19 protein-coding genes and 5 pseudogenes are annotated in these 24,485 nt (G+C 69.0%); 13 read left to right on the top strand and 11 right to left on the bottom strand.

Going from position 1 to position 24,485, the window contains the following annotated elements:
* Positions 1–287 precede the first annotated feature (287 nt).
* Entirely contained in the window at positions 288–1,898 is a 1,611-nt protein-coding gene (locus ABZS71_RS02375; protein ID WP_356206803.1) for an MFS transporter, read from the bottom strand.
* 96 nt (positions 1,899–1,994) lie between these two features.
* On the opposite strand from ABZS71_RS02375, the gene ABZS71_RS02380 reads away from it, so the two are divergent.
* From ABZS71_RS02380 to ABZS71_RS02390, 3 genes and pseudogenes are all read left to right on the top strand, one after another.
* Positions 1,995–2,603, top strand: coding sequence for a TetR/AcrR family transcriptional regulator (locus ABZS71_RS02380; protein WP_356206805.1), 609 nt, complete (start codon positions 1,995–1,997; stop codon positions 2,601–2,603).
* Between the two features lie 71 nt (positions 2,604–2,674).
* Positions 2,675–3,440 (top strand): annotated as a pseudogene (locus ABZS71_RS02385) (helix-turn-helix domain-containing protein); the annotation flags it as partial.
* A gap of 153 nt (positions 3,441–3,593) precedes the next feature.
* A pseudogene (locus ABZS71_RS02390) lies at positions 3,594–4,127 on the top strand (transposase); the annotation flags it as partial.
* 359 nt (positions 4,128–4,486) lie between these two features.
* Here the strand turns inward: ABZS71_RS02390 and ABZS71_RS02395 are convergent.
* The gene (locus tag ABZS71_RS02395) at positions 4,487–4,813 is read right to left on the bottom strand and encodes a hypothetical protein (RefSeq protein ID WP_356206808.1); all 327 of its coding nucleotides are present in this window, start codon (positions 4,811–4,813) and stop codon (positions 4,487–4,489) included.
* A 12-nt stretch (positions 4,814–4,825) separates the two neighbouring features.
* A complete protein-coding gene (locus ABZS71_RS02400) occupies positions 4,826–5,068 on the bottom strand; it encodes a hypothetical protein (RefSeq protein WP_355847821.1) in 243 nt (80 codons plus the stop codon).
* Between the two features lie 587 nt (positions 5,069–5,655).
* On the opposite strand from ABZS71_RS02400, the pseudogene ABZS71_RS02405 reads away from it, so the two are divergent.
* Positions 5,656–5,724 (top strand): annotated as a pseudogene (locus tag ABZS71_RS02405) (hypothetical protein); the annotation flags it as partial.
* A gap of 382 nt (positions 5,725–6,106) precedes the next feature.
* Here ABZS71_RS02405 and ABZS71_RS02410 read toward each other — a convergent pair.
* Positions 6,107–7,354 (bottom strand): MFS transporter, encoded by a 1,248-nt coding sequence (locus ABZS71_RS02410; RefSeq protein ID WP_356206810.1) that lies wholly within the window; start codon positions 7,352–7,354, stop codon positions 6,107–6,109.
* Positions 7,355–7,477: 123 nt separating this feature from the next.
* Between ABZS71_RS02410 and ABZS71_RS02415 the strand changes: the two genes are divergently transcribed.
* The gene (locus tag ABZS71_RS02415) at positions 7,478–8,503 is read left to right on the top strand and encodes a LysR family transcriptional regulator (RefSeq protein ID WP_356206813.1); all 1,026 of its coding nucleotides are present in this window, start codon (positions 7,478–7,480) and stop codon (positions 8,501–8,503) included.
* Between the two features lie 264 nt (positions 8,504–8,767).
* Here the strand turns inward: ABZS71_RS02415 and ABZS71_RS02420 are convergent.
* Positions 8,768–9,045, bottom strand: a pseudogene (locus tag ABZS71_RS02420) (hypothetical protein); the annotation flags it as partial.
* Positions 9,046–9,163: 118 nt separating this feature from the next.
* Positions 9,164–10,429: a helix-turn-helix domain-containing protein gene (locus ABZS71_RS02425; RefSeq protein WP_356206816.1), complete on the bottom strand. Its 1,266-nt coding sequence runs from the start codon at positions 10,427–10,429 to the stop codon at positions 9,164–9,166.
* A gap of 167 nt (positions 10,430–10,596) precedes the next feature.
* On the opposite strand from ABZS71_RS02425, the gene ABZS71_RS02430 reads away from it, so the two are divergent.
* From ABZS71_RS02430 to ABZS71_RS02440, 3 genes are all read left to right on the top strand, one after another.
* On the top strand, positions 10,597–11,523 hold the full coding sequence (locus tag ABZS71_RS02430; RefSeq protein ID WP_355847836.1) for a proline dehydrogenase family protein: 927 nt from the start codon (positions 10,597–10,599) through the stop codon (positions 11,521–11,523).
* Between the two features lie 60 nt (positions 11,524–11,583).
* The gene (gene pruA / locus ABZS71_RS02435) at positions 11,584–13,215 is read left to right on the top strand and encodes an L-glutamate gamma-semialdehyde dehydrogenase (RefSeq protein ID WP_355847839.1); all 1,632 of its coding nucleotides are present in this window, start codon (positions 11,584–11,586) and stop codon (positions 13,213–13,215) included.
* Positions 13,216–13,754: 539 nt separating this feature from the next.
* A complete protein-coding gene (locus ABZS71_RS02440) occupies positions 13,755–13,877 on the top strand; it encodes a hypothetical protein (RefSeq protein ID WP_355847842.1) in 123 nt (40 codons plus the stop codon).
* Positions 13,878–13,905: 28 nt separating this feature from the next.
* On the opposite strand, the gene ABZS71_RS02445 is transcribed toward ABZS71_RS02440, so the two are convergent.
* Positions 13,906–15,489, bottom strand: coding sequence for a metallophosphoesterase family protein (locus tag ABZS71_RS02445; RefSeq protein ID WP_356206818.1), 1,584 nt, complete (start codon positions 15,487–15,489; stop codon positions 13,906–13,908).
* 129 nt (positions 15,490–15,618) lie between these two features.
* On the opposite strand from ABZS71_RS02445, the gene ABZS71_RS02450 reads away from it, so the two are divergent.
* The 3 genes from ABZS71_RS02450 (at position 15,619) to cimA (ending at position 19,881) form a co-directional block, all read left to right on the top strand.
* Entirely contained in the window at positions 15,619–16,662 is a 1,044-nt protein-coding gene (locus ABZS71_RS02450) for a 3-isopropylmalate dehydrogenase (RefSeq protein WP_355847848.1), read from the top strand.
* A gap of 214 nt (positions 16,663–16,876) precedes the next feature.
* Positions 16,877–17,962, top strand: a complete 1,086-nt coding sequence (locus ABZS71_RS02455) for a branched-chain amino acid aminotransferase (protein ID WP_356206820.1) — start codon at positions 16,877–16,879, stop codon at positions 17,960–17,962.
* Between the two features lie 320 nt (positions 17,963–18,282).
* On the top strand, positions 18,283–19,881 hold the full coding sequence (gene cimA / locus ABZS71_RS02460; protein ID WP_355847854.1) for a citramalate synthase: 1,599 nt from the start codon (positions 18,283–18,285) through the stop codon (positions 19,879–19,881).
* 84 nt (positions 19,882–19,965) lie between these two features.
* On the opposite strand, the gene ABZS71_RS02465 is transcribed toward cimA, so the two are convergent.
* Positions 19,966–20,583: a YceI family protein gene (locus tag ABZS71_RS02465; protein ID WP_356206822.1), complete on the bottom strand. Its 618-nt coding sequence runs from the start codon at positions 20,581–20,583 to the stop codon at positions 19,966–19,968.
* A gap of 413 nt (positions 20,584–20,996) precedes the next feature.
* Here ABZS71_RS02465 and ABZS71_RS02470 point away from each other — a divergent pair, with 413 nt between their 5' ends.
* On the top strand, positions 20,997–22,580 hold the full coding sequence (locus ABZS71_RS02470; RefSeq protein ID WP_355847860.1) for an acyl-CoA carboxylase subunit beta: 1,584 nt from the start codon (positions 20,997–20,999) through the stop codon (positions 22,578–22,580).
* Between the two features lie 25 nt (positions 22,581–22,605).
* Positions 22,606–22,854: an acyl-CoA carboxylase subunit epsilon gene (locus ABZS71_RS02475; RefSeq protein ID WP_356206825.1), complete on the top strand. Its 249-nt coding sequence runs from the start codon at positions 22,606–22,608 to the stop codon at positions 22,852–22,854.
* A gap of 105 nt (positions 22,855–22,959) precedes the next feature.
* Here the strand turns inward: ABZS71_RS02475 and ABZS71_RS02480 are convergent, their stop codons facing one another.
* From ABZS71_RS02480 to ABZS71_RS02490, 3 genes and pseudogenes are all read right to left on the bottom strand, one after another.
* A complete protein-coding gene (locus tag ABZS71_RS02480; RefSeq protein WP_078956610.1) occupies positions 22,960–23,538 on the bottom strand; it encodes an ATP/GTP-binding protein in 579 nt (192 codons plus the stop codon).
* Positions 23,519–24,190 (bottom strand): DUF742 domain-containing protein, encoded by a 672-nt coding sequence (locus ABZS71_RS02485; protein ID WP_356206827.1) that lies wholly within the window; start codon positions 24,188–24,190, stop codon positions 23,519–23,521. The genes ABZS71_RS02480 and ABZS71_RS02485 overlap by 20 nt, the downstream gene beginning before the upstream one ends.
* A gap of 82 nt (positions 24,191–24,272) precedes the next feature.
* Positions 24,273–24,485, bottom strand: a pseudogene (locus tag ABZS71_RS02490) (roadblock/LC7 domain-containing protein); the annotation flags it as partial.

Below are 24,485 nucleotides of genomic sequence, written 5' to 3' on the forward strand. Positions count from 1 at the left end.
CGCGACCCATGTGTTGACGAGCGAGTCGGGGTTGTCGAAGAACTCTGTGCCGCCGGGCAGTTCGCCCGCGACGGCATGGGGCGCGTGGGCGGCGCCCATCAGGAACACGGTGGCGAGCGCGGCGGTGGCTATCACTCTGGCGATGCGCACGGGGCATCAGTCCTCTCGCGTGGGGGCTCAGGTCTCTGGTTGCCGCGGCGCGGGGGAAGGTTGCCGCCGCATGCGACGGATGTTCGGCGCAAGGCCGAGGGGACCCCTCCAGGGCGGGGTCCCCTCGCATCCGGGACTCAGGGGCCGGACACCGTCTCCGCCGCCGCCTCGCCGCTGACGGGCGAGGGGCCGCTGTCGGACGAGGCCGCCGCCTCACTCCCGGGCGTGGCGACCGGTACCCGGCGCAGCGTCACGCTCGCCAGGACCGCCGCCGCCACCAGGACCGCTGCCCCGACCACGCATGCGAGCTGCATACCGTTGGTGAACGCCTCGCGCGCCGCGCCGAGCACCTGCGCACCGGTCCGTCCCTTCAGCTGCCCGGCGACCGCGATGGCGGTGCCCAGCGTCTCGCGCACCGCGTCCAGCGCGTCGGCGGGCAGCCCGTCGGGCACCGAGTCCTTGACGTCGCTCCGGTAGACGGCGGTGCCGACGCTGCCGAGCACCGCCATGCCCATCGCCCCGCCGAACTCCTGGCCCGTCTCCAGCAGGGCGGCGGCCGAGCCCGCCTGCTTGGGCGGCACGGTGCCGATCGCCATGTCGGTGACCAGCGCGATCACCATGACGAGGCCGCTGGCGAGGACGGCGGCGCCGATCAGGACGGTCCACAGCGCATCCGTATCGGCCAGGGCCAGCACCCCGTAGCCGATGGCCCCGATCAGAAAGCCGGAGCTGATCACATAGGCGCGGTTCGCGCCGCGCTGGACGAGCACACTCGCGATCGGTCCGGCGAAGCCGACGCATACGGACGGGACCAGGCTCCACAGCGCGGCCTCCAGCGGGCCCTTGCCGAGCACCGACTGCAGATACTGGGTGGTGAAGTAGGCGGAGCCCATCATGGCGAAGGTGGCCAGGGAGTTGATCGCGATCGACGGGCCGAAGCCGCGGTTGTGGAACAGCTCGGGGCTGATCACCGCGTCGCGCCGGGTGAGCTGGCGGTGTACGAAGACGGCGCCGATGGCGAGACCGGCCACGATGGACAGCGCCGGCGGGAGGCTGAAGCCGTTGTCGGCCGCCATCTTCTTCAGGCCGTAGATCACCGGGAGCACGGCCCCCATCGACAGCGGGACGCTGAGCACATCGAAGCCACCGGGCTTGGGGTCCTTGAACTCCGGCACCAGGATCGGCGCCAGCAACAGCAGCAGCACCATCGCCGGGACGTTGATCAGGAAGACCGAGCCCCACCAGAAGTGATTCAGCATCACTCCGCTCATCACCGAGCCGAGCGCGACGCCGCCCGCCATGGCCGATGACCAGATCGCGATCGCCTGGCCACGCTGCCTCTCGTCGCGGAACATATTGCGGACCAGCGCCATCGTCGACGGCATCAGGGTCGCGCCGCCGATCCCGAGCACCGCCCGCGCGGCGATGAGCATCTCGGCGCTCTGCGCGTACGCCGCCGCGACCGAGGCGGCACCGAAGGCCACAGCCCCGCACATCAGCAGCTTCCGGCGCCCGAACCGGTCGCCGAGCGCCCCCATGGTGATGAGCAGGCCGGCGAGGGCGAAGGCATAGATGTCGAAGATCCACAGCTGCTGGGTGGAACTGGGGTGCAACTCCCGGCTGATGGCCGGCACCGCGAAGTACAGCACCGACACATCCATGGAGACAAGGAGGAGCGGAAGCATCAGGACCACGAAGGCGGTCCATTCCTTGCGTCCGGCGCGGGTGCCGACGGGAGTTGAGGTCATGCCGGTGAATATACGGACGTCTTAAACATGTGTCTAGTACGCATGTGTAAGACACGCGTCTAGGACGGTCGTATGGGCTCGGGATAGGCTGGGGCCATGGGACATCGAGAGGATCTGCTGGCCGGCGCGAAGCGCTGTCTGCTGGAAAAGGGCTGGTCCCGCACGACCGCTCGGGACATCGTGGCCGCCTCGGGTGCCAACCTGGCGTCCATCGGCTACCACTACGGTTCCAAGGACGCCCTGATGAGAGAGGCGCTCTTCGCGGCCATGGGCGACTGGGCCGATGACGTCCAGCGATCCCTCGAGGAAGACGCCGCGACCGGCGGCTCCAGCCGCGATGCCGGTCTGCAGAAGCGTTTCGAGACGGGCTGGACACGGGTGCTCGAGCTCTTCGACAAGCACCAGGCCGTCTGGCGGGCCCAGTTGGAGGCCATCTTGCAGGTCCAGAGCGACCCCGAGCTGCGCGCGGCCTTCGGCCGGGCCCAACCGGAGGGGCGCCAGGGGCTGGTGGGGCTCCTCCACGGCATCGATGAACGCGAGGTCGACGAGGAGACCTCCCGGGTCATGGGCTCGTTCTATATGACGCTGGTGAGCGGGATGGTCGTGCAGATGGCCATCGACCCGGATCTCATGCCCAGCGCGCAGGACCTGATCGAGGCGATGCGCCGCATCATGGGCGGCGGCCTTCCGGCCCCCTCCGATTGACCTTGCCCATGGGTCAGGCCCCAGCGTCCGGTGTCCCCGGGCGCGGTGCCCGGCACGGAGGATACGAACCCGTGGAACCACCACTGCTCAGCATCGGCGCGTTCGCCCGCCGAACACGGCTGTCACCCAAGGCGCTCCGGCTCTACGACCGGCTGGGCCTGCTGGCCCCGGACCGCGTCGACGAGGCCACCGGCTACCGCTGGTACCGCGCCGACCAGGTGGAACGGGCGCGCCTGGTGGCGCCGTTGCGGAGGCTGGACATGCCGCTCGCGCGGAATCGGCCGGGTGCTGGAGCTCCCCGGGGAGCAGGCGGCGCGGGAGGTGGCGGCCTATTGGGCCGCCGTCGAGGAGCGCACCGCCCAGCAGCGCGCCCTCGCGGCGCACCTCCGTGACCGACTGTCAGGCAGGAGACCCACCATGTACGACGGGATCATCCGCGAGGTCGGCGAGCAGACCTTCCTCACCGAGCGCAGGCATCTGCTCGTGGCCGACCTCCCCGCGTGGATCGGCTCCACCCTCGACCGGCTGGAGGCGGTCGCCCGCGAATGCGGCGGCATCGCCGGCTCGCCGTTCGTCCGCTACTACGCCGAGGTGAGCGACGAGAGCGACGGTCCGGCCGAGGCCTGCGTCCCGGTGGCCGACCCCGCCGCCGAGCGCTATGCCGCCGCCCACCGCCGCACCGTTGCCCTCGGCCACGAACCCGCCCACCGCGAGGCCTACACCCGTCTCGTCCAGGCGCAGGTCGCCCATCCGCAGATCGACTCCGCCTTCGACGCGGTCGAGCGCTGGACCGCCGACAAGGGCCTGACCGTCACCGGCCCCTGCCGCGAGGTCTACCTCTGATCTTGCGCAGTGCTCCCCCGTTCACGGGGGAGGTGAAGCGCATCAAAAAGTGCTCCGGCCTGCGCGTAAGTGCGGGTCTGCATTGTTGGCCTCAGCCGACTACACGGGGCGCTGTTGATTCTCGATGTACTGGCGTGCAACGGTCAGGGCAGCTTCTTCCCCAGCCTGCTGGAACGCCGCCGCCGCATCGACCGCGCCCTGTTCGCGGTCATCATGGAGGCGTACGTCCTTGGGGTGTCCACCCGCTCGGTCGACGACCTGGTCAAGGCCCTCGGCTCGGACACCGGGATCTCCAAGAGCGAGGTCTCCCGCATCTGCGCCGACCTCGACACGGAACTGACCGTCTTCCGCAACCGACCCCTGGACCACACCCGCTTTCCCTACATCTACCTCGACGCCACCTACGTCAAGGCCCGCGTCAACCACCAGATCGTCTCGCAGGCCGTCGTCATCACCACCGGCGTCACCGAAGACGGCGGCCGTGAAGTCCTGGGCGTGATGGCCGGCAACAGGGAGACCGAAGCATTCTGGAGCCACTTCCTGCGCTCCCTGCGTGAACGCGGCCTGACCGGGGTGCGCCTGGTCATCTCCGACCACCACAGCGGTCTGGTCAAGGCGATACGCAAGGTCATGCTCGGCGCGTCCTACCAGCGCTGCCGGGTCCACTTCGTCCGCAACGTCTTCGGCGTGATCAGCAAGGCCGTGGTGAGGCCGGTAACATCGGCCAGATCGGCCAACAGCCGGGACGCGGCATGGCTGACGACTCCTCGGCCGTCGGCCGATACGGCAAGCCTGGGACGCGAACCGGTAGTGTGCACGCAGAAAGTGCCTTCCTGCTGAGACGACAGAAGCCTTAGACAAGCCTTATCGTCCCAGGTCAGAGGGCACTTTCGCTTTCCCGCTCAAGATCCGGACGTCACCGCAAGTGAAACGCGGAGGCTAAGGGTGGCAATTTCGAACCTCGCCTCCAGCACTCTTAGGCCCTGGAATGGCCAGCGGCCCTGCCCCTCTGATTCGAGGGGCAGGGCCACCGAAATGTCCTAGGTCAAGCGCTCGCCGAGCCTGGCCGACTGCCGCTCGGAGCCCTTGGTATGCCACCACTCGAACAGGCGGATTTGTAGTGACATGGCCACCGCCTGTACGAGTTCCTCCGGCGGGCTGCCGTCGAAGATGCGGTGCTCGGAACTGTCACACTCCAGGCGGACTCTCCAGTGCCCGTCTGGGGCGATCAGTTCGATGGCCACCGTGAACCTTCGTCCCTGGTCGATGACCGCAAGTCCAAGTACTTCAAGACAGACCGAGCTGTCCTCGAGCTGCCCCATCAGATGTGGGGCGAGGAGGCTGCGGACACCTTCGGCAGAGGGCACGGATTCCTTCTCCTAGCAGGAAGGCGAGGTCAGTGATGCGGGCTTGTAGGCAGTGATGATCCCCTGCGGCTTGATTCGGGGATCCGCGCCATAGGAGTCCGGGTTGGTCACCACCTTGAACAGGATCCTCGGCGGACACTGGATCACTCGCCTCTCATAGACGCGCTGGCCTGGTACGTCGGTCACGATGTCGCCACTCCAGATCGTGTTCTTGATCTTTTTGCTGAAGTTGGCACTCCATCGTCCCTTAGCCACCAGATGACGGTACCCCCAATTCCTTGTGCCGCAGCGCAGCACTACTGTGGCAGGGCCCCGGTAGTACGTCGTGACGATGTGCTTCTTCGGCTTTCCCGTGCACGCGTTGGACGCGGTACCTACGGCAGCGGTCGGGTCTGCAGCCCTCGCCTCCGTAGATAAAGGCAGCACAAGACAGAGCGACGCAATGCCGAAAACCGCAGCCTTAGTAAACTTCACTGTTTCCCCGTTCCCCTGCGATTGGTCGATGACAAGTACATGCCTATCGCATCTAGGACTGGAAATCACTTCCTAATCGAACAGATGACTCAAAGTGGAGATCAATTTGGCCAACAGGCCCAGCGTGGGCGGTGTTTGACATTGCGGCATTGTCAGGCTAGGCGCCGCCGCGAGGACGTGCGCGGCACGGAATTCATTGAAACGGTGACGAATGGTAGATCGGGCTGCGCGGTAATGCCTCCCCTATTGATCCGAAACGGTAGGTGTTCTGGGTCGTTGATGCCTGCGTGAGTGAACTGGCGGGTGGCGCACGGCAGTTGTCGCCGTCGGCGCAGGAGGCCCTTCGGCTGCGGGCGGTGGCCGCGTTGGTGGCGGGCCGGACTCGCGAGGATGTCGCGGCGGTGTTCCAGGTCTCGCTCAAGGCGGTGGACAACTGGTGGGCGAAGTGGATGGCCGGCGGGCGCGAAGCGCTCGTAGCCCGGCCGCGTGGACGCCGGGTCGGCGAACATCAGGTTCTCGACGCAGCCGAGCAGCAGGCGATCCGGCAGGCCGTACTGGATCACCATCCCTGGATGTTGCTCCGGTTTGGTGGACACCTACCCGCTTGGGGACACTGGTCCCCGCAAGGAGGAGTTCACGCGCCAAGGACGCGTCCGGCCTACCCGCCGGAGTTCCGTCGCCGGATCGTCGAGCTCGTCAGGGCCGGCCGTACGCCGGAGGACCTGGCCAGGGAGTTCGAGCCGTCCGCCCAGACGATCCGCAGTTTGGCGGACCAGGACCGCGTGGATGCGGGAGAGCGTGGCGGGGTGTTGCGGTGAGTCATGCGACCCGGACGTTTTCGGCCGACGCGTCGGGCTCAAGGGCGGACAAATGTATCCGTTTGGGCAGCAAGAGCGGGGTGGCGAGCAGGAGAACGCCGGACATGGTGATCGCGGCGAGCGGGCTGGTGAGTGTGGCGAGAATGCCCCAGATCACCATCAGGGCAGCTTGTAGGAGTTTGCTGATGGCACTCCACGTACTGAGGATTTGGGCGGTGTGATCCGCGGGAGTCCGTTGCAGGCGTTCTGTTGCGTAGATCGGATTGAAGATGCCCATGCAGGTGATCAGCAGGCCCTCCACGATGATCACGGTGAGGAGTCCGGGGATGCCGGGATGGACGAACGTGAGGCCGAGTGGGAAGAGCGATCGCAGCCAGCCGGAGACGATCATGACCCGGTGCCGGCCGTAGCGGGTCACGAGGCGCGCGGAGAGGCGGGCGCCCACGAAGCCGCCGAGTGCCGGGATGCCGAAGGCAAGACCGAATTGCCAGGCCGGGAAGTGGTACTGGCCCAGCAGGAGGACGGACAGGAGCGGGACGGTGGCCATGATTAGGCCGCTGACCAGGATTGAGTTGAGGAACAGGCGCCTTAGTGCGCGGTCGCGGAGGATGAACCGCCAGCCGCCAAGAAGGTCGGCTCCGCGCAACCTGGTGGCCCGGTCGCGGGGTGCCGCGACGTCGCCTCCGCGGATGCGGAGGACCCCGAGCGCGGACAGCAGGTAGCTGAGGGCGTCGGCCATGACAGTGATGACCGGGCCGAGTAACCCTATGAGTGCACCACCGAGGGGCGGGCCCGCCGCGGTCGCCACCCAGCTCGTGCCCTCGAATCTCCCGTTCGCCACAAGGAGGTGATCGCTACGGACGAGATACTTCAGATACGCGCCGGATGCCGCAGTGAAGGCGATGCTCGTGGTCCCGGAGATGACCGAGACGACCAGCAGTTGGCCGTATGAAAGCAAGCCGAGGACGTACGCGATCGGGACACTTGCCATCGCGACGAACCGGATCAGGTCCATCGCGATCATCACCGGACGCTTGGCCCGGTGCTCAACCCACGGCCCGAGCGAGAACGCAACAATCGCCGCGACGGCAAGCCCGGCCGCCTCCAGGAGCGACACGGCGAATGCCGGCGAGTGCAGCACTCGAACCGCGATCAGCGGGAACGCGCCGAAGGCAATCCACGTACCGTATGTACTGACGGCGTAGGCCGACCACAGCCAACCGAAACTGCGCCCCAACTGCACGCGCATGCGACTCCCTCGCGACAACCGATGTTCGGGTCTCTGAATCACACCGGCCGCACCGTCGCGGGGTCAAACAACCGACTCCAGGGCGAGCCACAACCATCAGTTGGGCACATGTAGGCTGGATCGATGCATACCGAGGCGGTGCGATCGTTCGTCCGCGCGGCCGAGCTCGGACAGCTGCAACACGCGGCCGACGAGCTCGGCGTAACGCAACAGGCCGTGTCGAAGCGGATCGCAACCCTCGAGCGCGAACTCGACGTCCGGTTGTTCACCCGCACCGCCCGAGGGGTCGAGCTGACACTCGACGGCCAAGCTTTCCTCCCGTACGCCCGGAACATCATCACGGGTGTCGATCGCGCCATCACCGCGATCAGACCGGGCTCGCGGGCCCTTCGGATCGACGTTCTCGGCCTGCGATCCGCGCAGGCCGTCGTCCTGCACGACTATTGGCGGTCGCATCCCGAAACCGACCTCGACGTGGTGACCCTCAAGGTCAACGACCCGCGCGTGGCGGTCACCGCCGTCCAAGCAGGCGATATCGACGCCTCGTTCCGCTCGGTCACCGACCCGGCCACACTTCCGCGCGACGTGCAAATGATCCACGCGTTCGACTCCCCGCTGGAACTCCTCGTCGGCCCGAGGCACCCGCTCGCCCCCGCACGAACACTGACACCATCCCAGCTGCGCCAGCACCGGATCTGGGTGCCGGGTATCGCGCCGCGAAGCGAATGGGCAGAGTTCTACGATCAGCTCGCCACCGACTTCGACCTCCGCATTGACGCCGCGGGCCCGAACTTCGGCAACGAGGTACTCCTCGACATCCTCGCGGACTCCGCAGACGTGGCAACCCTCGTAGGCTCGCGCGACCGGTACATCTGGCCGACGAACTACGACTTACGCCGCATCCCGATCGTGAATCCGACGCTCGCATACCCGCTCTCGCTCATCTTCCCCCGAGCGAATCCACACCCAGGACTCCGGGCAATCATTAACCACTTCGGAAGCCTGGCACCGCTCCCCGAGACAGCCTGGCTCCCATCGTGGGCAACGACACCACGCCGCAGCGAAGCGGAATTCGGTGCAGTTCCAGGCGAAGTGGGATGCTGCGCCGCCAGGGGTCGGATGGAATTCGCCGGTCAGCAGCATCAGTAGGTACCAGCGCAGGATATGGACGCGGTGCTCGCCTCCGGTCCGTGAGTCCTGCTGGGTGCAGAACCGTCTGTAGGCGTCGAGGTCGCGTGTGACCGTGGTGTTGGTGAACAGCTTGCGCCGCATATGTAGTCGATTGGCGAGCTGTGCTCGTCGAGGGCGTAGGCGAGTTGGGCAAGAGTGGATGCGAGCGGAGCCAGGTCCTGGCCTCCGTAGGTGCGCCGCTCGATACTGTCCCGGTCGCGATCGATGTAGTGGTTGCCGAGCACCCTGCACCTCAGGATCAAAGTCCGCCAGCAGCAGCCGAGCCAGCTCCAGACGGCTCTCATAGACCACGTGCCCGCCCGCCGTCGCGGACGCGTACTTCCCCGAGTAGTGGGCCATCCCGCGTACCGACCGGACATCCCGCCACGGCTTCGACTCCGAGAAGTCCGCCAACCGCAGCTGTCGCACCGGCATTCACGCACCGACAGGTCCTCGTACCGGATCGACGCCGTAGGAACCTTGCGTGTAAGACGGGCGTCGCCCGCGTTCCGTACTGCCATGCTGGGGACGGTACGGCGGACGGTCGGCGCACACTCAGAGAAGATCAGAAGACCCCCGACAAGGACCGCTACTGAACGTAGTCATTGTCAGCGGGATCGTGGATTTGCCAATCCACTGCTAACGAACTGCCTTCACTGCTGACGAACTCGCGGATCCTGGAGGCGGGCCGAGGCGGGCGGCCTTGAGGGCCATGTGAAGGAGCAGACGGTCCTCGCCCGCGTCCAGGTCGAGGCCGGTCAGCTGCTTGATCCGGGAGAGGCGGTAGTACAGCGTCTGCCGGTGGATGCCGAGCCGCTGGGCGGTGCGGCCCGCCTGGCCGGCGCAGTCGAGGAAGGTCTCGGCGGTGCGGGCGAGTTCGGCGTGCGAGCGCTCCAGCAGGGGGCGTACGGCCGGGTCGGGCTCGGCCCAGGGCAGGGCGGCCAGCAGCCGGTACGGGCCGATGGCGGACCACTCCGCGACCGGCCCGAGCCGTGCGTCCGCCCGCGCGGCCCGCGCCGCGGCCAGGGCCTCGCGCCAGGCGGCGGGCAGATCGTCCAGCCCCCGCCGGGGCCCGCTGACCCCGGCGGCGGTCAGAGGGCGCCCGCCCGGGGCCGTGCCGCCGGCCGTGGCGCGGGGGGAGCGCAGCAGCTGTTCGGCCGTCGCCCGGGCCGGGTCGAGGGCGGTGGCCGCGCGCAGCCGGATCAGGGCGGCGAGCCCCGCGTCCGCCGCCCCGTCGTCGGGGAGCACGCAGGCGGCCGCGATGCCCGGCAGATGGGGGAGCCCGGGGTCCGCGTCCTCGTCCGTCCCCGGGGTCCACGGCACGACCGCCACCAATGTCAGCGGCCCGTCGGCCGCCCCGCGCAGGGCGGCGCGCAGCCCCGCGCGGGCAGCGTCCCGGCCGGCCGGCGGTCCGGTGATCACATCGTGCAGCAGTTCGCCGAGCTCCTCCCCGGCCCGCGCCTCGGCCGCCAGCAGGGCGCCGATGCGCGCCGCGGTCTCCATGGCCCGGGCCAGCCGCGGGTCCGGCGCGCCCGTGGGGCCGCCGAGCTCCAGATCGGAGAGGTGGCCGTCGTCCAGCAGCCAGACATAGCCGTGCACCACCCCGCGGTGCCGCACCGGCAGGCAGATACGGCCCATGAAGACCCCGGCCGCCGGGTCGGGCGGGATCCGCAGCGGGGCCTGCGCCCGCGCGATCCCGAACGCCTCGAACCAGGCCCGCACCGCCGCGGTCGAGCGGCGCTGGAGGATGGAGCGGGTACGGACCGGGTCCAGTGCCGGCTCCCCGGCGTCGTCGCTGTCGTGGGCGCCGAAGGCGATGAGCGCGAAGTCGCGGTTCTCCAGGGTCGCGGGCGCGCCGAGCGCCGCCGTGATCTCGTCCACGAGCTGCTGGTAGTCGTCGCGCACCGGGCTCCTGCCTCCTTCCCCGATCCGGTCTTCAGTCTCTCATACAGATGTCTGAGATCCCGGACACCGATGCGTGACAGCTGTCGATGGCCCGGGTTCCGAGAGATCCTTAGATTTCACGGTGAGTTGAGGAAGCCGTTCGTCGGCCGTCATCGTGGAGGTGTCCCGTGCTAGGACCCGTGCTGCTCGCCGCTTCGCGCAGTGCCGCCATCCGCCGTATCGTCTCCGCCGCGCCGGTCACCCGCCCGATGGTGGACCGGTTCGTCGCCGGGGAGCGGCTGGCCGAATCGCTGGCGGCGGTGCGCTCGCTGACCGGCCGCGGCCTTGAGGTCACCCTGGACCATCTGGGCGAGGATGTCACCGACCGGGCCGAGGCGCTGCGCAGCCGTGACGCGTACCTCGCGCTGACCGAGGCGCTGGCCACCGAGGGGCTCGGCGGGCGCGCGGAGATGTCGGTCAAGCTCTCCGCCTTCGGGCAGGCGCTGCCGGGCGGCCATGACATCGCGCTCGCCAATGTCACCCTGGTCGTGGAGGCCGCGGCCGAGGCGGGCACGACGGTTACCCTCGACATGGAGGACCACACCACCGTGGACTCCACCCTCGCGATCCTGGGCGAGCTGCGCACCCGGTTCCCGCAGACCGGCGCGGTCGTCCAGTCGTATCTCATCCGGACCGAGGACGACTGCCGCGCGCTCGCCGGGGAAGGCTCGCGGGTGCGGCTGGTCAAGGGCGCCTACCAGGAGCCCGCGAGCGTCGCCTACCAGGACAAGCGCGAGGTGGACCGGGCGTATGTGCGCTGTCTGAAGATTCTGATGGCCGGCAAGGGCTATCCCATGATCGGCTCGCACGATCCGCGCATGGTCGCCATCGCGCAGGACCTGGCGCACCGCCTCGGGCGCAAGCTCGACGAGTACGAATTCCAGATGCTGTACGGGATCCGCGAGGCCGAGCAGGAGCGGCTGGTGGCGGAAGGTCACCGTATGCGGGTTTACGTCCCGTATGGAACAGACTGGTATGGGTACTTCATGCGCCGCCTCGCGGAGCGCCCCGCGAACCTCGGGTTCTTCCTGCGCTCGCTGGTCAGCCGCGGCTGACCGGAGCCCCCTCCGCCTCGTAGACCTCGTAACCCGACGATCGAAGGAGCAACGGCCACTATGGACGCCGTGACCCAGGTCCCCGTGCCGGTGAACGAGCCGGTGCACACCTACGCCCCCGGTACTCCGGAGCGCGCCCGCCTCGAGACCAAGCTCAAGGAGCTCACCCAGAACCCGATCGACCTGCCGATGACCATCGGCGGCGAGAAGCGGATGGGCGGCGGTGAGCGCTTCGACGTCGTACAGCCGCACAATCACTCGGCCCGTCTCGGCACCTACGCGAACGCCACCCAGGCGGACGCGCAGGACGCGATCGACGCGGCGCTCGCCGCCGCCCCGGGGTGGCGCGCGCTCAGCTTCGACGACCGTGCCGCGATCATCCTCAAGGCCGCCGATCTGCTCTCCGGCCCGTGGCGGGAGACGCTCGCCGCCTCCACCATGCTCGGCCAGTCCAAGACCGCGCAGCAGGCGGAGATCGACACGCCCTGTGAGCTGATCGACTTCTGGCGCTTCAACGTCCACTTCGCCCGCCAGATCCTGGCCGAGCAGCCGGTGACCAACTCCCCGGGGGTCTGGAACCGCACCGACCACCGGCCGCTGGAGGGGTTCGTCTACGCGATCACGCCCTTCAACTTCACCGCCATCGCGGGGAACCTCCCCACCGCCCCCGCCCTCATGGGCAATGTGGTGGTCTGGAAGCCGTCCCCGACCCAGACGCACGCCGCCGTGCTGCTGATGGAGCTGCTGGAGGAGGCGGGGCTGCCCAAGGGCGTCATCAACCTGGTCACGGGTGACGGCAAGGACGTCTCCGAGGTGGCGCTGGCCCACCCGGACCTCGCGGGCATCCACTTCACCGGCTCGACCCGCACCTTCCAGCACCTGTGGAAGACGGTCGGCAACAACATCGAGAACTACAAGACCTACCCGCGGCTGGTCGGCGAGACCGGTGGCAAGGACTTCATCGTCGCCCACCCCTCCGCCGACCCGGCGGTGCTGAAGACGGCGATGACGCGCGGCGCCTTCGAGTTCCAGGGCCAGAAGTGTTCCGCCGCCTCGCGCGCCTATGTGCCGCGCTCCCTGTGGGACAGCGGCCTCAAGGAGGAGTTCGCGGCCGAGGTCAACGGTCTGACCATGGGCGATGTGAGCGACCTCAGCCACTTCATGGGCGCGGTCATCGACGAGCGCGCCTTCGCCAAGAACAAGGCGGCGATCGACCGGGCGAAGTCCGACCCGACGGTCGAGATCATCGCGGGCGGTACGTACGACGACAGCGAAGGGTACTTCGTCCGGCCGACCGTCCTGGTCTCCACCGACGCCGACAACGAGATCTTCAAGGACGAGTACTTCGGCCCGATCCTGGGGGTGTTCGTCTACGAGGACGCGGAGTACGACGCGATGCTCCAGCAGATGGAGTCGGCATCGCCGTACGGCCTCACCGGCTGCGTCATCGCCCAGGACCGTGCCGCGGCCGCCGCCGCCTGCGAGGCGCTGCGCTTCGCGGCCGGCAACTTCTACATCAACGACAAGCCGACCGGCGCCGTCGTCGGCCAGCAGCCCTTCGGCGGCGGCCGCGCGTCCGGCACCAACGACAAGGCGGGTGCCAAGCAGAACCTGATGCGCTGGACCTCCACCCGCTCCATCAAGGAGACCCTGGTGCCGCCGACCGATTACCGCTACCCGCACATGGGCTGACCGCCCGGCGCACCCGTCTATCCCCGCCCCCGAGCCGCTTCAGTGCGGGTCGGGGGCGGTGTGGTGGGCGGGGACGGAACCGCCGTAAAGCTGTGGACGCCCCAGGCGTGGCGGTGCTAGCGTCTGGCAGTCAAGTAGGCATTATTACGGCAGTTAACGTGGGTAACCCAAGCGCGGTGTCACCCACGGCGCAGCGGGATCGGCCAAGGTGGTCGAGGTCGGACGGGGGTCGGCCTCGACCATTGGGGCGACGCCGACCGCACGCCCTCTCTGTGGCCGATGGCTCCCCTCGGCCTGTCTGTCCTTCGGCTCGGCTCGCCGCGTCTCAGATAGTAGGACGTCCGACTAATTGTGCAGACACTGACGCTCCACTGCCTTACTTTTATGAGAGCCGAACGTCTCGCTCCATCCAGCGATGGCGGCTGCGGCCGGTGCGTACGCGCAGGTGACCCCTGCCGCACTCAGGCCCCCGCCCTTCCGGCAGCCACCTTCTCGGGGATTCCTCCCGTCCATCGGGGTTCAGCAGAGGAGATGCGATCATGGCCGAGACGACTGTCCGCAGGACCCGTCGCAAGATCGACAACACCGACCGCAAGAACGCGGCCGCAGCCCTCCAGCGCGCGCTCGACCGCCGCGACAACGGCGGCGCCACTGGCCACTGAGGGCGGCGGCGCCACCGGCCGGCCGAGGCTAGGGGCGACGGGCGCGCGTGATCTCGAAGTGGTCCACGCGCTCGCCCGACTCCGCCAGCGTCGTGACCGTGAGCTTCGGGCGGGGACCCGGTTCCACCTTCACCGCGAGGAAGGAGAAGCCGGTGTAGCGGACCCGGGACCACTCCACGGTGTCCCGGTTCTTCTCCCCGTCCTTGGTCCAGTGGTAGGTCTTCACCTCGTCGAGGTCCTTGATGTGCCCCTCATAGGAGTCGGGCACCGGGAACTCGTAGAGATCCGCCCCCGCCCCGCCGGCCGTCACATAGACGATCCCGTCGCGCACCGCGTCGACGCCCCCGCCGACCGGGACCCGGCGGGCGACCTTGCCGCCGCGGATGGCGTCGGTCCGCTCGTAGACATGGTTGTGGCCGTTGACCACCAGATCCACCTGGTGCTTGTCGAACAGCGGCACCCACGCCTCGCGCACGCCGCCGTCCGAGGCGTGGGCGCTGGTCGTCGAGAAGGCGCAGTGGTGGAAGAAGACGACCAGGAAGTCGATACCGGGCTGCTTGCGCAGCTGTCCCAGCCGCCGGTCCAGCCACCGTGTCTGCGCGCCGTCCGTATAGCCCTTGTTGGCGGGGATCTCGTACGAGACGTCATTGGCGTCCAGCGCGATCACGCCCACGTTCCCGTAGACGAACGAGTAGACGCCGGGTGTCTTTCGCGGATCCGGACCGTTGTCGGGGAGCGACCAGCGGGCCAGTTGGCCGCCGTAGCCGTCGGGGGAGTACCACGCCTCCATGTCGTGGTTGCCGGTCGTCACCATCCACGGCACGCTCGCCGCGACCGAGTCGGTCTGGGCGAGGAAGGAGTCCCACACGCGGGCGTCGTAGAGGTCCGACTTCTTGCCGTGGCCGGTGGTGTCCGCGTAGCAGAGGTCCCCGGCGTGCAGATGGAACGCGGGGTTCTGGCCCAGGATCAACTGGTCGTTGGCGAGCGCGTCATAGCTGACGCCCTGGTCGCCGAAGGCGGTGAAGACGAACTTCCCGGGCTTGTCGGGCGCGGTGCGGAACGTGCCCACCGAGGAGAAGCGGCGGGGGTCGGCCGGGTCGTAGCCCTCGTGGCCGACGCCGTAGTAATAGGTGACATCGGGGCTCAGCCCGTCCACGTCGGCGTGCAGATAGTACTGGTCGACCGCCGGGAGCTTGTCGCCGAGCGACGGGGTGTGCAGATGGCGGACCTCGGCGTCGACCGTGCGGCTCAGCTCCAGCGGCCCCGGCCCGATCCGCACATACGGCTTCCGCACGGCGAACGGCACCTGCCAGGAGATCCGCATCCGGGTTCTGGGGTCGGCGCCGAAGGCGAGATGGCGGCCGAAGGGGGCCACGCGCGCGCCGTCGACCGTCACGGCTCTCGGGCTGGTGGCCGCCGCGCGGGACGGCTTGGGGTCGGCGGCGCACGCCGAGCCGCTCAGAAATCCGGCGCCCGCGACCGCGCCCGCCGCCCCGGCGCCCCCGCGCAGCACACGGCGGCGGGAGAACCTGGCGCGCAGGTACTCATGCTGCTCGGCCATGGTCATCCGGCTCGCGAGCGGCTCCGGAATGCCGAACCGTGGTGTATCCATGGCACGAAATGTCCCCCCGGCGGGCAACCCCGTCCCGTACGGGGGGTGAACGCAACCTTTCAAGTCGGCGATCCGTCCGAATGGCGGACGCCCTATGTCAACCAATGGGACGAGCGGTAGGGTCCGGGTATGTCTCGCTCCATTCGCCTCGCAGTGATCCCCGGTGACGGTATCGGCCAGGAGGTCGTCGCCCAGGGCCTGAAGGTCCTCTCCGCCGCCCTTCCTCAGGACGTGAAGCTGGAGACCCAGAGTTATGACCTCGGCGCCCAGCGCTGGCACGCGACCGGCGAGACCCTGCCGGACCCCGAGCTGGAGTCGCTGAAGAACCACGACGCGATCCTGCTCGGCGCGATCGGCGATCCGTCGGTGCCCTCCGGCGTGCTGGAGCGCGGGCTGCTGCTCAAGCTGCGCTTCGCCTTCGACCACTACGTCAATCTGCGTCCGTCGAAGCTCTTCCCGAACACCGCGACCCCGCTGGCCGGCCGCCCCGACATCGACTTCGTGGTCGTGCGCGAGGGCACCGAGGGCCCGTACGTCGGCAATGGCGGCTCCCTGCGCACCGGCACCCCGGCCGAGGTCGCCACCGAGGTCAGCCTCAACACGGCCTACGGCGTCGAGCGCGTGGTCCGCGACGCGTACGCCCGCGCCGCCGCGCGCCCGCGCAAGAAGCTGACCCTGGTCCACAAGAACAACGTCCTCGTGCACGCCGGTCACCTGTGGAAGAACATCTTCGACAAGGTCGGCGCGGAGTACCCCGAGGTCACCACCGACTATCTGCATGTCGACGCCGCGACGATCTTCTTCGTCACTCAGCCCGAGCGGTTCGACGTGATCGTGACCGACAACCTCTTCGGCGACATCCTCACGGACCTCGCCGCCGCCGTCACCGGTGGCATCGGGCTCGCCGCGAGCGGCAACATCAACCCCTCCGGCGCCTTCCCCTCGATGTTCGAGCCGGTCCACGGCTCCGCGCCGGACATCGCGGGCACCGGCAAGGCCGACCCGACGGCGACCGTCCTGTCGGTGGCCCTGCTCCTCCGGCACCTCGGCCACGAGGGCGAGGCGGCCCGGATCGAGACCGCCGTCGCGGAGGACCTCGCGGAGCGGGACGCGGCCACGCCGCGCACCACCGACGAGATCGGCGACGCGCTCGCCGCCCGAGTATCCGGCTGACCCCAGCCTGTGCCACTGCGCGGCTGGGGTGCGACCATCGACGTGGGCCGCGCATGTCGCACGCGTCCTTACCCCCGGCCCCACCGAAGCGATCAGCCATAATCGCTCGTGGGGCCGCTGTGGGAGGGGAAGCTCGGACGTCCTAGTACCCGGTCACGGGCAGGATGGTGTGAGCGCGGTCCGCCACAATCGAAACGGTGAAGGACTACCACTCATGACGACGCCCACGATCGAGCTCAAGCCCTCCTCCCACCCGCTCTCCGCCGCCGAGCGGGAGAAGATCCTGGCCGACCCCGGATTCGGCCGCCACTTCACCGATCACATGGTGACGATCAAGTGGACGGAGGGCCGCGGCTGGCACGAGGCCCAGCTCGTGCCGTACGCCCCGCTCTCGCTCGACCCGGCGAACATGACCCTGCACTACGCGCAGACCATCTTCGAGGGGCTCAAGGCGTACCGGCAGCCCGACGGCACCGTGGCGACCTTCCGCCCCGAGCAGAACGCGGAGCGCTTCCAGGCCTCCGCCCGCCGCATGGCCATGCCCGAGCTGCCCGTCGAGACCTTCATCGCGGCCTGTGACGCGCTGGTCACCCAGGACAAGGCATGGGTGCCGGGCACCGGCGAGCAGTCCCTCTATCTGCGGCCGTTCATGTTCGCGACCGAGGTCGGGCTCGGCGTCCGCCCCTCGAACGAGTATCTGTTCGTCGTCATCGCCTCCCCGGCCGGCGCGTACTTCTCCCGTGGGGTGCAGCCGGTCTCGGTGTGGCTGTCGGAGGAGTACGTCCGGGCCGCGCCCGGCGGCACCGGCGCCGCCAAGGCGGGCGGCAACTACGCCGCCTCGCTGGTGGCCCAGGCCCAGGCCGCCGAGCAGGGCTGCGACCAGGTGGTGTGGCTGGACGCCATCGAGCGCCGCTGGATCGAGGAAATGGGCGGGATGAACCTGTACTTCGTGTACGGGAACCGCATCGTGACCCCCGAGCTGTCCGGTTCGCTGCTGCCGGGCATCACCCGCGCCTCGCTGCTGCGGATCGCCGAGGACCTCGGCTACGAGGTCTCCGAGGGCCGTATCTCCGTCGACGACTGGCGCGAGGGCAACGCCGACGGCAGCCTCACCGAGGTCTTCGCCTGCGGCACGGCGGCCGTCATCACCCCGGTCGGCTCGGTCAAGTCCGCCCGCGGGAACTGGTCGGTGGCCGACGGGCAGCCCGGCGAGGTGACGATGAAGCTGCGCAAGGCCCTGCTGGACATCCAGACCGGCGCCGCCGCGGACACCCACGGCTGGATGCACCCCCTGGGTTGATGCATGCCCCTGGGTTGACGGACGGGGTTCGTATCCTGAGACGGGTGAGAGCGCGGGGGCTGAATGTGCCAGACTGCCTCCGTGCTCTCGTTCGCCATGATTATTGGCAGCAGGCGCGCCGGTCCGCAGTGACCGTCCCGTACGACCCGGTACGGCGCGGCCACCGTGCCCCCAGACCCGCGCGCAGACCTCTCGCACCCGCGAGGGGTCTTTTCGTTTTCCGGACCATCCCACCGGATGCGGAGCGTGAGGGATCATAGGAGGGTGCGGAACCGGTCATTCCGGTAGACCGAGATCCATCCGACAGGAGCCAGACCACCATGAAGGATCTGCCCGACGACAGTTTCCATGTCTTCGACACCACGCTGCGCGACGGTGCGCAGCGCGAGGGCATCACCCTGACGGTCGCGGACAAGCTGACCATCGCCCGGCACCTGGACGACTTCGGCGTGGGGTTCATCGAGGGCGGCTGGCCCGGCGCCAACCCGCGCGACACGGAGTTCTTCGCGCGGGCGCGCACCGAGATCGACTTCAAGCACGCACAGCTCGTCGCGTTCGGCGCCACCCGCAAGGCGGGGGTACGTGCCGAGGACGACCCGCAGGTGGGGGCGCTGCTCGACTCCGGGGCGCCGGTGATCACACTGGTGGCCAAGTCGCATGACCGCCATGTGGAGCTGGCCCTGCGCACCACGCTGGAGGAGAACCTGGCGATGGTCCGGGACACCGTCGCGTATCTGCGCGCCCAGGGCCGCCGGGTCTTCCTGGACTGCGAGCACTTCTTCGACGGCTACCGGGCCAACCCCGGCTACGCCAAGCAGGTCGTCGCCGCCGCGCACGAGGCGGGCGCCGAGGTCGTCATCCTCTGCGACACCAACGGCGGCATGCTCCCCGGGCAGATCGACGCGGTGGTCCGTACCGTCATCGCCGACACCGGCGCGCGGCTGGGCATCCACGCGCAGGACGACACCGGCTGCGCGGTCGCCAACACCCTCGCCGCGGTCGACGCGGGCGCCACCCATGTCCAGTGCACGGCAAACGGGTACGGGGAGCGGGTCGGCAACGCCAACCTCTTCCCGGTCGTCGCGGCGCTGGAGCTCAAGTACGGCCGCCGGGTGCTGCCGCCGGGCGCGCTGGAGGAGATGACCCGGATCTCGCACGCGATCGCCGAGGTCGTCAATCTGACGCCGTCCACTCACCAGCCCTATGTGGGTGTTTCCGCCTTCGCTCACAAGGCGGGACTGCATGCCTCGGCCATCAAGGTCGACCCGGATCTGTACCAGCACATCGACCCCGAGCGGGTCGGCAACACCATGCGGATGCTCGTCTCGGACATGGCCGGCCGCGCGTCGATCGAGCTCAAGGGCAAGGAGCTGGGCATCGACCTCGGCGGCGACCGGGCGCTGGTGGGCCGGGTGGTCGAGCGGGTCAAGGAGCGCGAGCTCGCGGGCTACAGCTACGAAGCCGCCGACGCCTCCTTCGAACTGCTGCTGCGCGCGGAGGTCGAGGGGCGGGCCCGCCGCTACTTCCGCGTCGAGTCCTGGCGGGCGATCGTCGAGGACCGCCCGGACGGCACCCACGCCAATGAGGCGACCGTCAAGATCTGGGCCAAGGGCGAGCGCATCGTCGCCACGGCGGAGGGCAACGGCCCGGTCAACGCCCTGGACCGGGCGCTGCGGGTCGGCCTGGAGCGGATCTACCCGCAGCTCGCGAAGATGGAGCTGGTGGACTACAAGGTCCGCATCCTGGAAGGCAAGCACGGCACCGAGTCGACGACCCGGGTGCTCGTCTCGACGACGGACGGCCAGGGGGAGTGGTCGACGGTCGGCGTCGCGGAGAACGTGATCGCGGCGTCCTGGCAGGCGCTGGACGACGCCTACGCCTACGGACTGCTGCGGGCCGGAGTGGAGCCGCAGGAGTAGCGGACCGGCGTTGGAGTCCGCAGCCCCGGCAGGGCCCTAGGGGGTGTAGCCCTGCCGGGGCCGCGGAGTGTGAGGGGGCCGGGATCAGCCCTGCGGGGTGTTCTTGATCGCGGAGATGTCGAAGGTCAGCTTGACCTTGTCGCTGACCATCACACCGCCGGTCTCCAGGGCGGCGTTCCAGGTCAGGCCCCAGTCGGAGCGCAGGATGGTCGCGCTGCCCTCGAAGCCGACGCGCTCGTTGCCGTACACATCGGTCGCCGACCCGTTGAACTCCAGGTCGATGGTGACCGGCCGGGTGACGTCCTTGATGGTGAGGTCGCCGGTGATCCGGTACTCGTCGTCGCCGACCCGCTCGGCGGCGGTGCTGCGGAAGGTCATCAGCGGAAACGTCTCGGCGTCGAAGAAGTCGGCGCTGCGCAGATGGGCGTCGCGGTCCGGCATCCCGGTGTCGACGCCGGCGATCGTGACGTCGATCGAGGCGGTCGACCGGGACGGGTCGGCGCCGTCGAGGCTCAGCGTGCCCTCGTGCTCGGAGAAGGCCCCGCGGACGTTGGTGACCATCGCGTGCCGCACGGTGAAGCCGATGCTGCTGTGGGCGGGGTCGATCGTGTACTCGCCGGTCAGGGCGGTGAGGGCCGGGTCGGCCGCGGCCACGGAGCCGGTGGTCGCGGTGGTGCTCTTGTTGCGGCCGAACAGAGCCATGGGCTCCTCCTCCGAGCGGTCTGGTTTAAGTTTGAACAATTGCGAGAGTAGACCTATCCGGTTCAAGTTTCAACATCCGTGGGCGCGGGGAGAGACGCACACCGGCGACGGAGGCCGTCAGGGGTCTGGCGACGCGTGGACCGGTCGGGCATCCCCCAGCGTGCCGGGCGGGAGTGCCCCGTCCGGCGGACCTGCCGCTCCAGCGGGCGCCGCCCATCCGGGTGGTCAAGCACGCGGCGCGACCGGGCACCCGGCGGAAGTTTGTGGAGTGCCGACAGTGCCGAATGTCCTTGAGGACACCAGGTGGCGCGAAATCCGCTGTCCAGTTCTGTTCTGCCTGCCCACCAAATCGCGCCCGACGTTGTATGAAATTGACATGCGTTTCCGGGGGTCCGGGAACGTACCGTCGATGCATGACCAATCTCGAAGGTGCGCCCGCTGAGGCGAGTGACGTTCGCGGGCGCGTCGCAGAGCTGCACGCGATCCGCGAGCAGGCTCGGCGCGGCCCGAGCGAGCGGGCGACCGAGGCCCAGAAGGCCAAGGGGAAGCTGACGGCTCGCGAGCGGATCGATCTGCTGTTGGACGAGGGGTCCTTCACCGAGGTGGAGCCGCTGCGGCGGCACCGCGCGAGCGGGTTCGGGCTGGAGGCGAAGAAGCCCTACACCGATGGGGTCGTCACCGGCTGGGGGACCGTCCACGGACGGACGGTGTTCGTCTACGCACACGACTTCCGGATCTTCGGCGGGGCGCTGGGGGAGGCCCACGCCACCAAGATCCACAAAATCATGGACATGGCCATCTCGGCCGGGGCACCACTGGTGTCCCTCAATGACGGCGCCGGAGCCCGCATCCAGGAGGGCGTCTCGGCGCTCGCGGGCTACGGCGGCATTTTCCAGCGGAACACCAAGGCGTCCGGCGTCATCCCGCAGATCAGCGTGATGCTCGGCCCGTGCGCGGGCGGGGCGGCCTACTCCCCGGCGCTGACGGACTTCGTCTTCATGGTCCGTGAGACCTCCCAGATGTTCATCACCGGACCCGATGTGGTCCAGGCGGTGACCGGCGAGAAGGTCTCGCAGAACGGGCTGGGCGGCGCGGATGTGCACGCCGAGACCTCCGGTGTGTGTCACTTCGCCTACGACGACGAGGAGACCTGCCTGGAGGAGGTGCGCTACCTGCTGTCGCTGCTGCCGCAGAACAACCGGGAGAACCCGCCTGCCGTCGAGTCCGACGACCCGGCGACCCGCCGCGGCGACGCGCTGCTCGACCTCGTCCCGGCCGACGGCAACCGCCCGTACGACATGCGCAAGGTCATCGAGGAGATCGTCGACGACGGCGACTACCTCGAGGTCCACGAGCGCTGGGCGACCAACATCATCTGCGCGCTGACCCGGCTGGACGGCGCAGTGGTGGGCATCATCGCCAACCAGCCGCAGTCGCTCGCCGGGGTGCTGGACATCGAGGCGTCGGAGAAGTCCGCGCGCTTCATCCAGATGTGCGACGCCTTCAACATCCCGCTGATCACGCTCCTCGACGTGCCCGGCTTCCTGCCCGGTGTCGACCAGGAGCACGGCGGAATCATCCGGCACGGCGCCAAGATGCTCTACGCCTACTGCAACGCCACCGTGCCGCGGATCTCGGTCATCCTGCGGAAGGCATACGGCGGTGCCTACATCGTCATGGACTCCCAGTCCATCGGCGCCGACCTGACCTTCGCCTGGCCGACCAACGAGATTGCGGTGATGGGCGCCGAGGGTGCCGCCAATGTGATCTTCCGCCGTCAGATCGCCGAGGCCGACGACCCCGAGGCCATGCGCGCCCGCATGGTCAAGGAGTACAAGTCCGAGCTGATGCACCCCTACTACGCGGCCGAGCGGGGCCTGGTCGACGACGTCATCGACCCGGCCGACACCCGCGAGGTCCTGATCCGGTCCTTGGCGATGCTGCGCGACAAGCACGCCGATCTGCCGTCCCGTAAGCACGGCAACCCGCCGCAGTAATCGCGACAAGGGAGAAGAGACAACCGTGAGTACGCCCAGCGACATCGCTGATACCGCCACCGCCGGATCGGCGGCCACCCTGGTCCGGGTCGAGAAGGGCCACGCCGACGCCGAGGAGCTCGCCGCGGTCACCGCGGTGCTGCTCGCCCGCGCGGCCGTCACCGCGGGCCACCACCGCGCGGGCGGTGCGGTCCGCTCGCGCCGCAGCGCCGCGCGCTGGCGCCGGCTGGAGCGCCAGTCGGCGTTCCGCGCCCCGCACAGCTGGCAGGGCTGAGCACCACCGCCATCGCGTCCGGACGGCCGCACACCGCCCGGATACGCACAAATCCCCTGTTCTCCTCGGAGAGCAGGGGATTTTGGCTTCTCTGGCCGTCCTCGGCTACCGCAGCCGGGCCATCAGGGCGTGCTCGACCAGCGTGATGAGCGCGCTCTTGGCCTCGCTGCGGTGGCGGGCGTCGGTGACGATGATCGGCGCGTCGGGGCCGATCTGGAGGGCTTCGCGGACCTCTTCGGGGTTGTAGGGCTGGTGTCCGTCGAAGCCGTTGAGGGCGATGACGAAGGGGAGCCCGCTGTTCTCGAAGTAGTCGACGGCGGGGAAGCAGTCGGCGAGGCGGCGGGTGTCGACGAGGACGACGGCGCCGATGGCGCCGCGGACCAGGTCGTCCCACATGAACCAGAAGCGGTCCTGGCCGGGGGTGCCGAACAGGTACAGGATCAGGTCCTGATCGAGCGTGATGCGGCCGAAGTCCATGGCCACCGTGGTGGTGGTCTTGTCCGGCGCGTGGGTGAGATCGTCGATCCCCGCCGAGGCGGAGGTCATCACGGCTTCGGTACGCAGCGGGTTGATCTCCGAGACCGCGCCGACGAACGTGGTCTTGCCCACGCCGAAGCCGCCCGCCACCACGATCTTCGCGGAGGTGGTGGAGCGGGCTGCACCGCTAGAGCTTGCGAAGTCCACTGAGCACCCTTTCGAGCAGTGTCACGTCAGGCTGTCCGCCGGCGGACTCGTCGCCGCCGGGCTGATGAATGGCGACGAGGCCGGCCTCTGCCAGGTCGGCTACGAGGATCCGGGCGACGCCCAGGGGGATGGTGAGCAGTGCGGAGATCTCGGCGACCGACTTGATCTCGCGGCACAGATGGCAGATCCGCTGATGCTCCGGGAGCTGGCCCTGGAGCTTCGAGGGTTCGGCCGTGGTGTGCACCAGCGCCTCGATGGCGAGCTGGTACCGGGGCCTGGTCCGGCCCCCTGTCATGGCGTACGGGCGCACCAGAGGGTTATGTGTCGCGCCCGCGGGGGAAGGATCCGGGGCGAGGCGCTCAGGCGGCTGTACGGGCTGGATACGGGGCGGGGGCGGCGGATCGTACCTCGGCCCCTCCGACGGGGCGTAGGAGGGCGTGTACGGCCGCTGCTGGGCCCGTTGCGGCCGCCGCTGCGGGGGCAGCTCGTACGGCTGCTCGTACGGCTGCTCGTGCGGCTGCTCGGCCGGCTCCTGGGAGCGGGCCTGGCGGCTGGGCGCGGAGGGGAAGTTGAAGCGCTTCAGCGGGGTTTCTCCGCGCGGCTCGGACGGCTGCCCATGGCCGTACGGATATCCGCTAGGGGGCGTTGCCACGTGTCCTCCTCCAACTCGCCTGTCTTGCCGGTCGCGCCACCGCACCCTATGGCGCGGTGGCGCGAAACGCACTCCATGTTTGCTAGTTGAGAAGACTGCCCTGCAATTCGGCGCGCAGGTCCGGGGTGAGGACGTTGCCCGCGCGATCGACCAGCAGGGCCATCTCGTAGCCGACGAGGCCGATGTCGCAGTCGGGGTGCGCGAGTACGGCGAGGGAGGACCCGTCGGAGATGGACATGAGGAAGAGGAAACCGCGTTCCATTTCGACGACGGTCTGGTTGACCGCGCCGCCTTC

Origin of the sequence: Streptomyces sp. NPDC005393 (assembly GCF_040606675.1) — a bacterium.
Taxonomy (GTDB): Bacteria; Actinomycetota; Actinomycetes; order Streptomycetales; family Streptomycetaceae; genus Streptomyces.

What these genes read in the sequence shown, in the direction of transcription:
- ABZS71_RS02375 (WP_356206803.1), bottom strand. Translation starts at nt 1,898, where the DNA reads ATGACCTCAACTCCCGTCGGCACCCGCGCCGGACGCAAGGAATGGACC.
- ABZS71_RS02380 (WP_356206805.1), top strand. Translation starts at nt 1,995, where the DNA reads ATGGGACATCGAGAGGATCTGCTGGCCGGCGCGAAGCGCTGTCTGCTG.
- ABZS71_RS02410 (WP_356206810.1), bottom strand. Translation starts at nt 7,354, where the DNA reads ATGCGCGTGCAGTTGGGGCGCAGTTTCGGTTGGCTGTGGTCGGCCTAC.
- ABZS71_RS02415 (WP_356206813.1), top strand. Translation starts at nt 7,478, where the DNA reads ATGCATACCGAGGCGGTGCGATCGTTCGTCCGCGCGGCCGAGCTCGGA.
- pruA (WP_355847839.1), top strand. Translation starts at nt 11,584, where the DNA reads ATGGACGCCGTGACCCAGGTCCCCGTGCCGGTGAACGAGCCGGTGCAC.
- ABZS71_RS02440 (WP_355847842.1), top strand. Translation starts at nt 13,755, where the DNA reads ATGGCCGAGACGACTGTCCGCAGGACCCGTCGCAAGATCGACAACACC.
- ABZS71_RS02445 (WP_356206818.1), bottom strand. Translation starts at nt 15,489, where the DNA reads ATGGATACACCACGGTTCGGCATTCCGGAGCCGCTCGCGAGCCGGATG.
- ABZS71_RS02450 (WP_355847848.1), top strand. Translation starts at nt 15,619, where the DNA reads ATGTCTCGCTCCATTCGCCTCGCAGTGATCCCCGGTGACGGTATCGGC.
- ABZS71_RS02455 (WP_356206820.1), top strand. Translation starts at nt 16,877, where the DNA reads ATGACGACGCCCACGATCGAGCTCAAGCCCTCCTCCCACCCGCTCTCC.
- cimA (WP_355847854.1), top strand. Translation starts at nt 18,283, where the DNA reads ATGAAGGATCTGCCCGACGACAGTTTCCATGTCTTCGACACCACGCTG.
- ABZS71_RS02465 (WP_356206822.1), bottom strand. Translation starts at nt 20,583, where the DNA reads ATGGCTCTGTTCGGCCGCAACAAGAGCACCACCGCGACCACCGGCTCC.
- ABZS71_RS02470 (WP_355847860.1), top strand. Translation starts at nt 20,997, where the DNA reads ATGACCAATCTCGAAGGTGCGCCCGCTGAGGCGAGTGACGTTCGCGGG.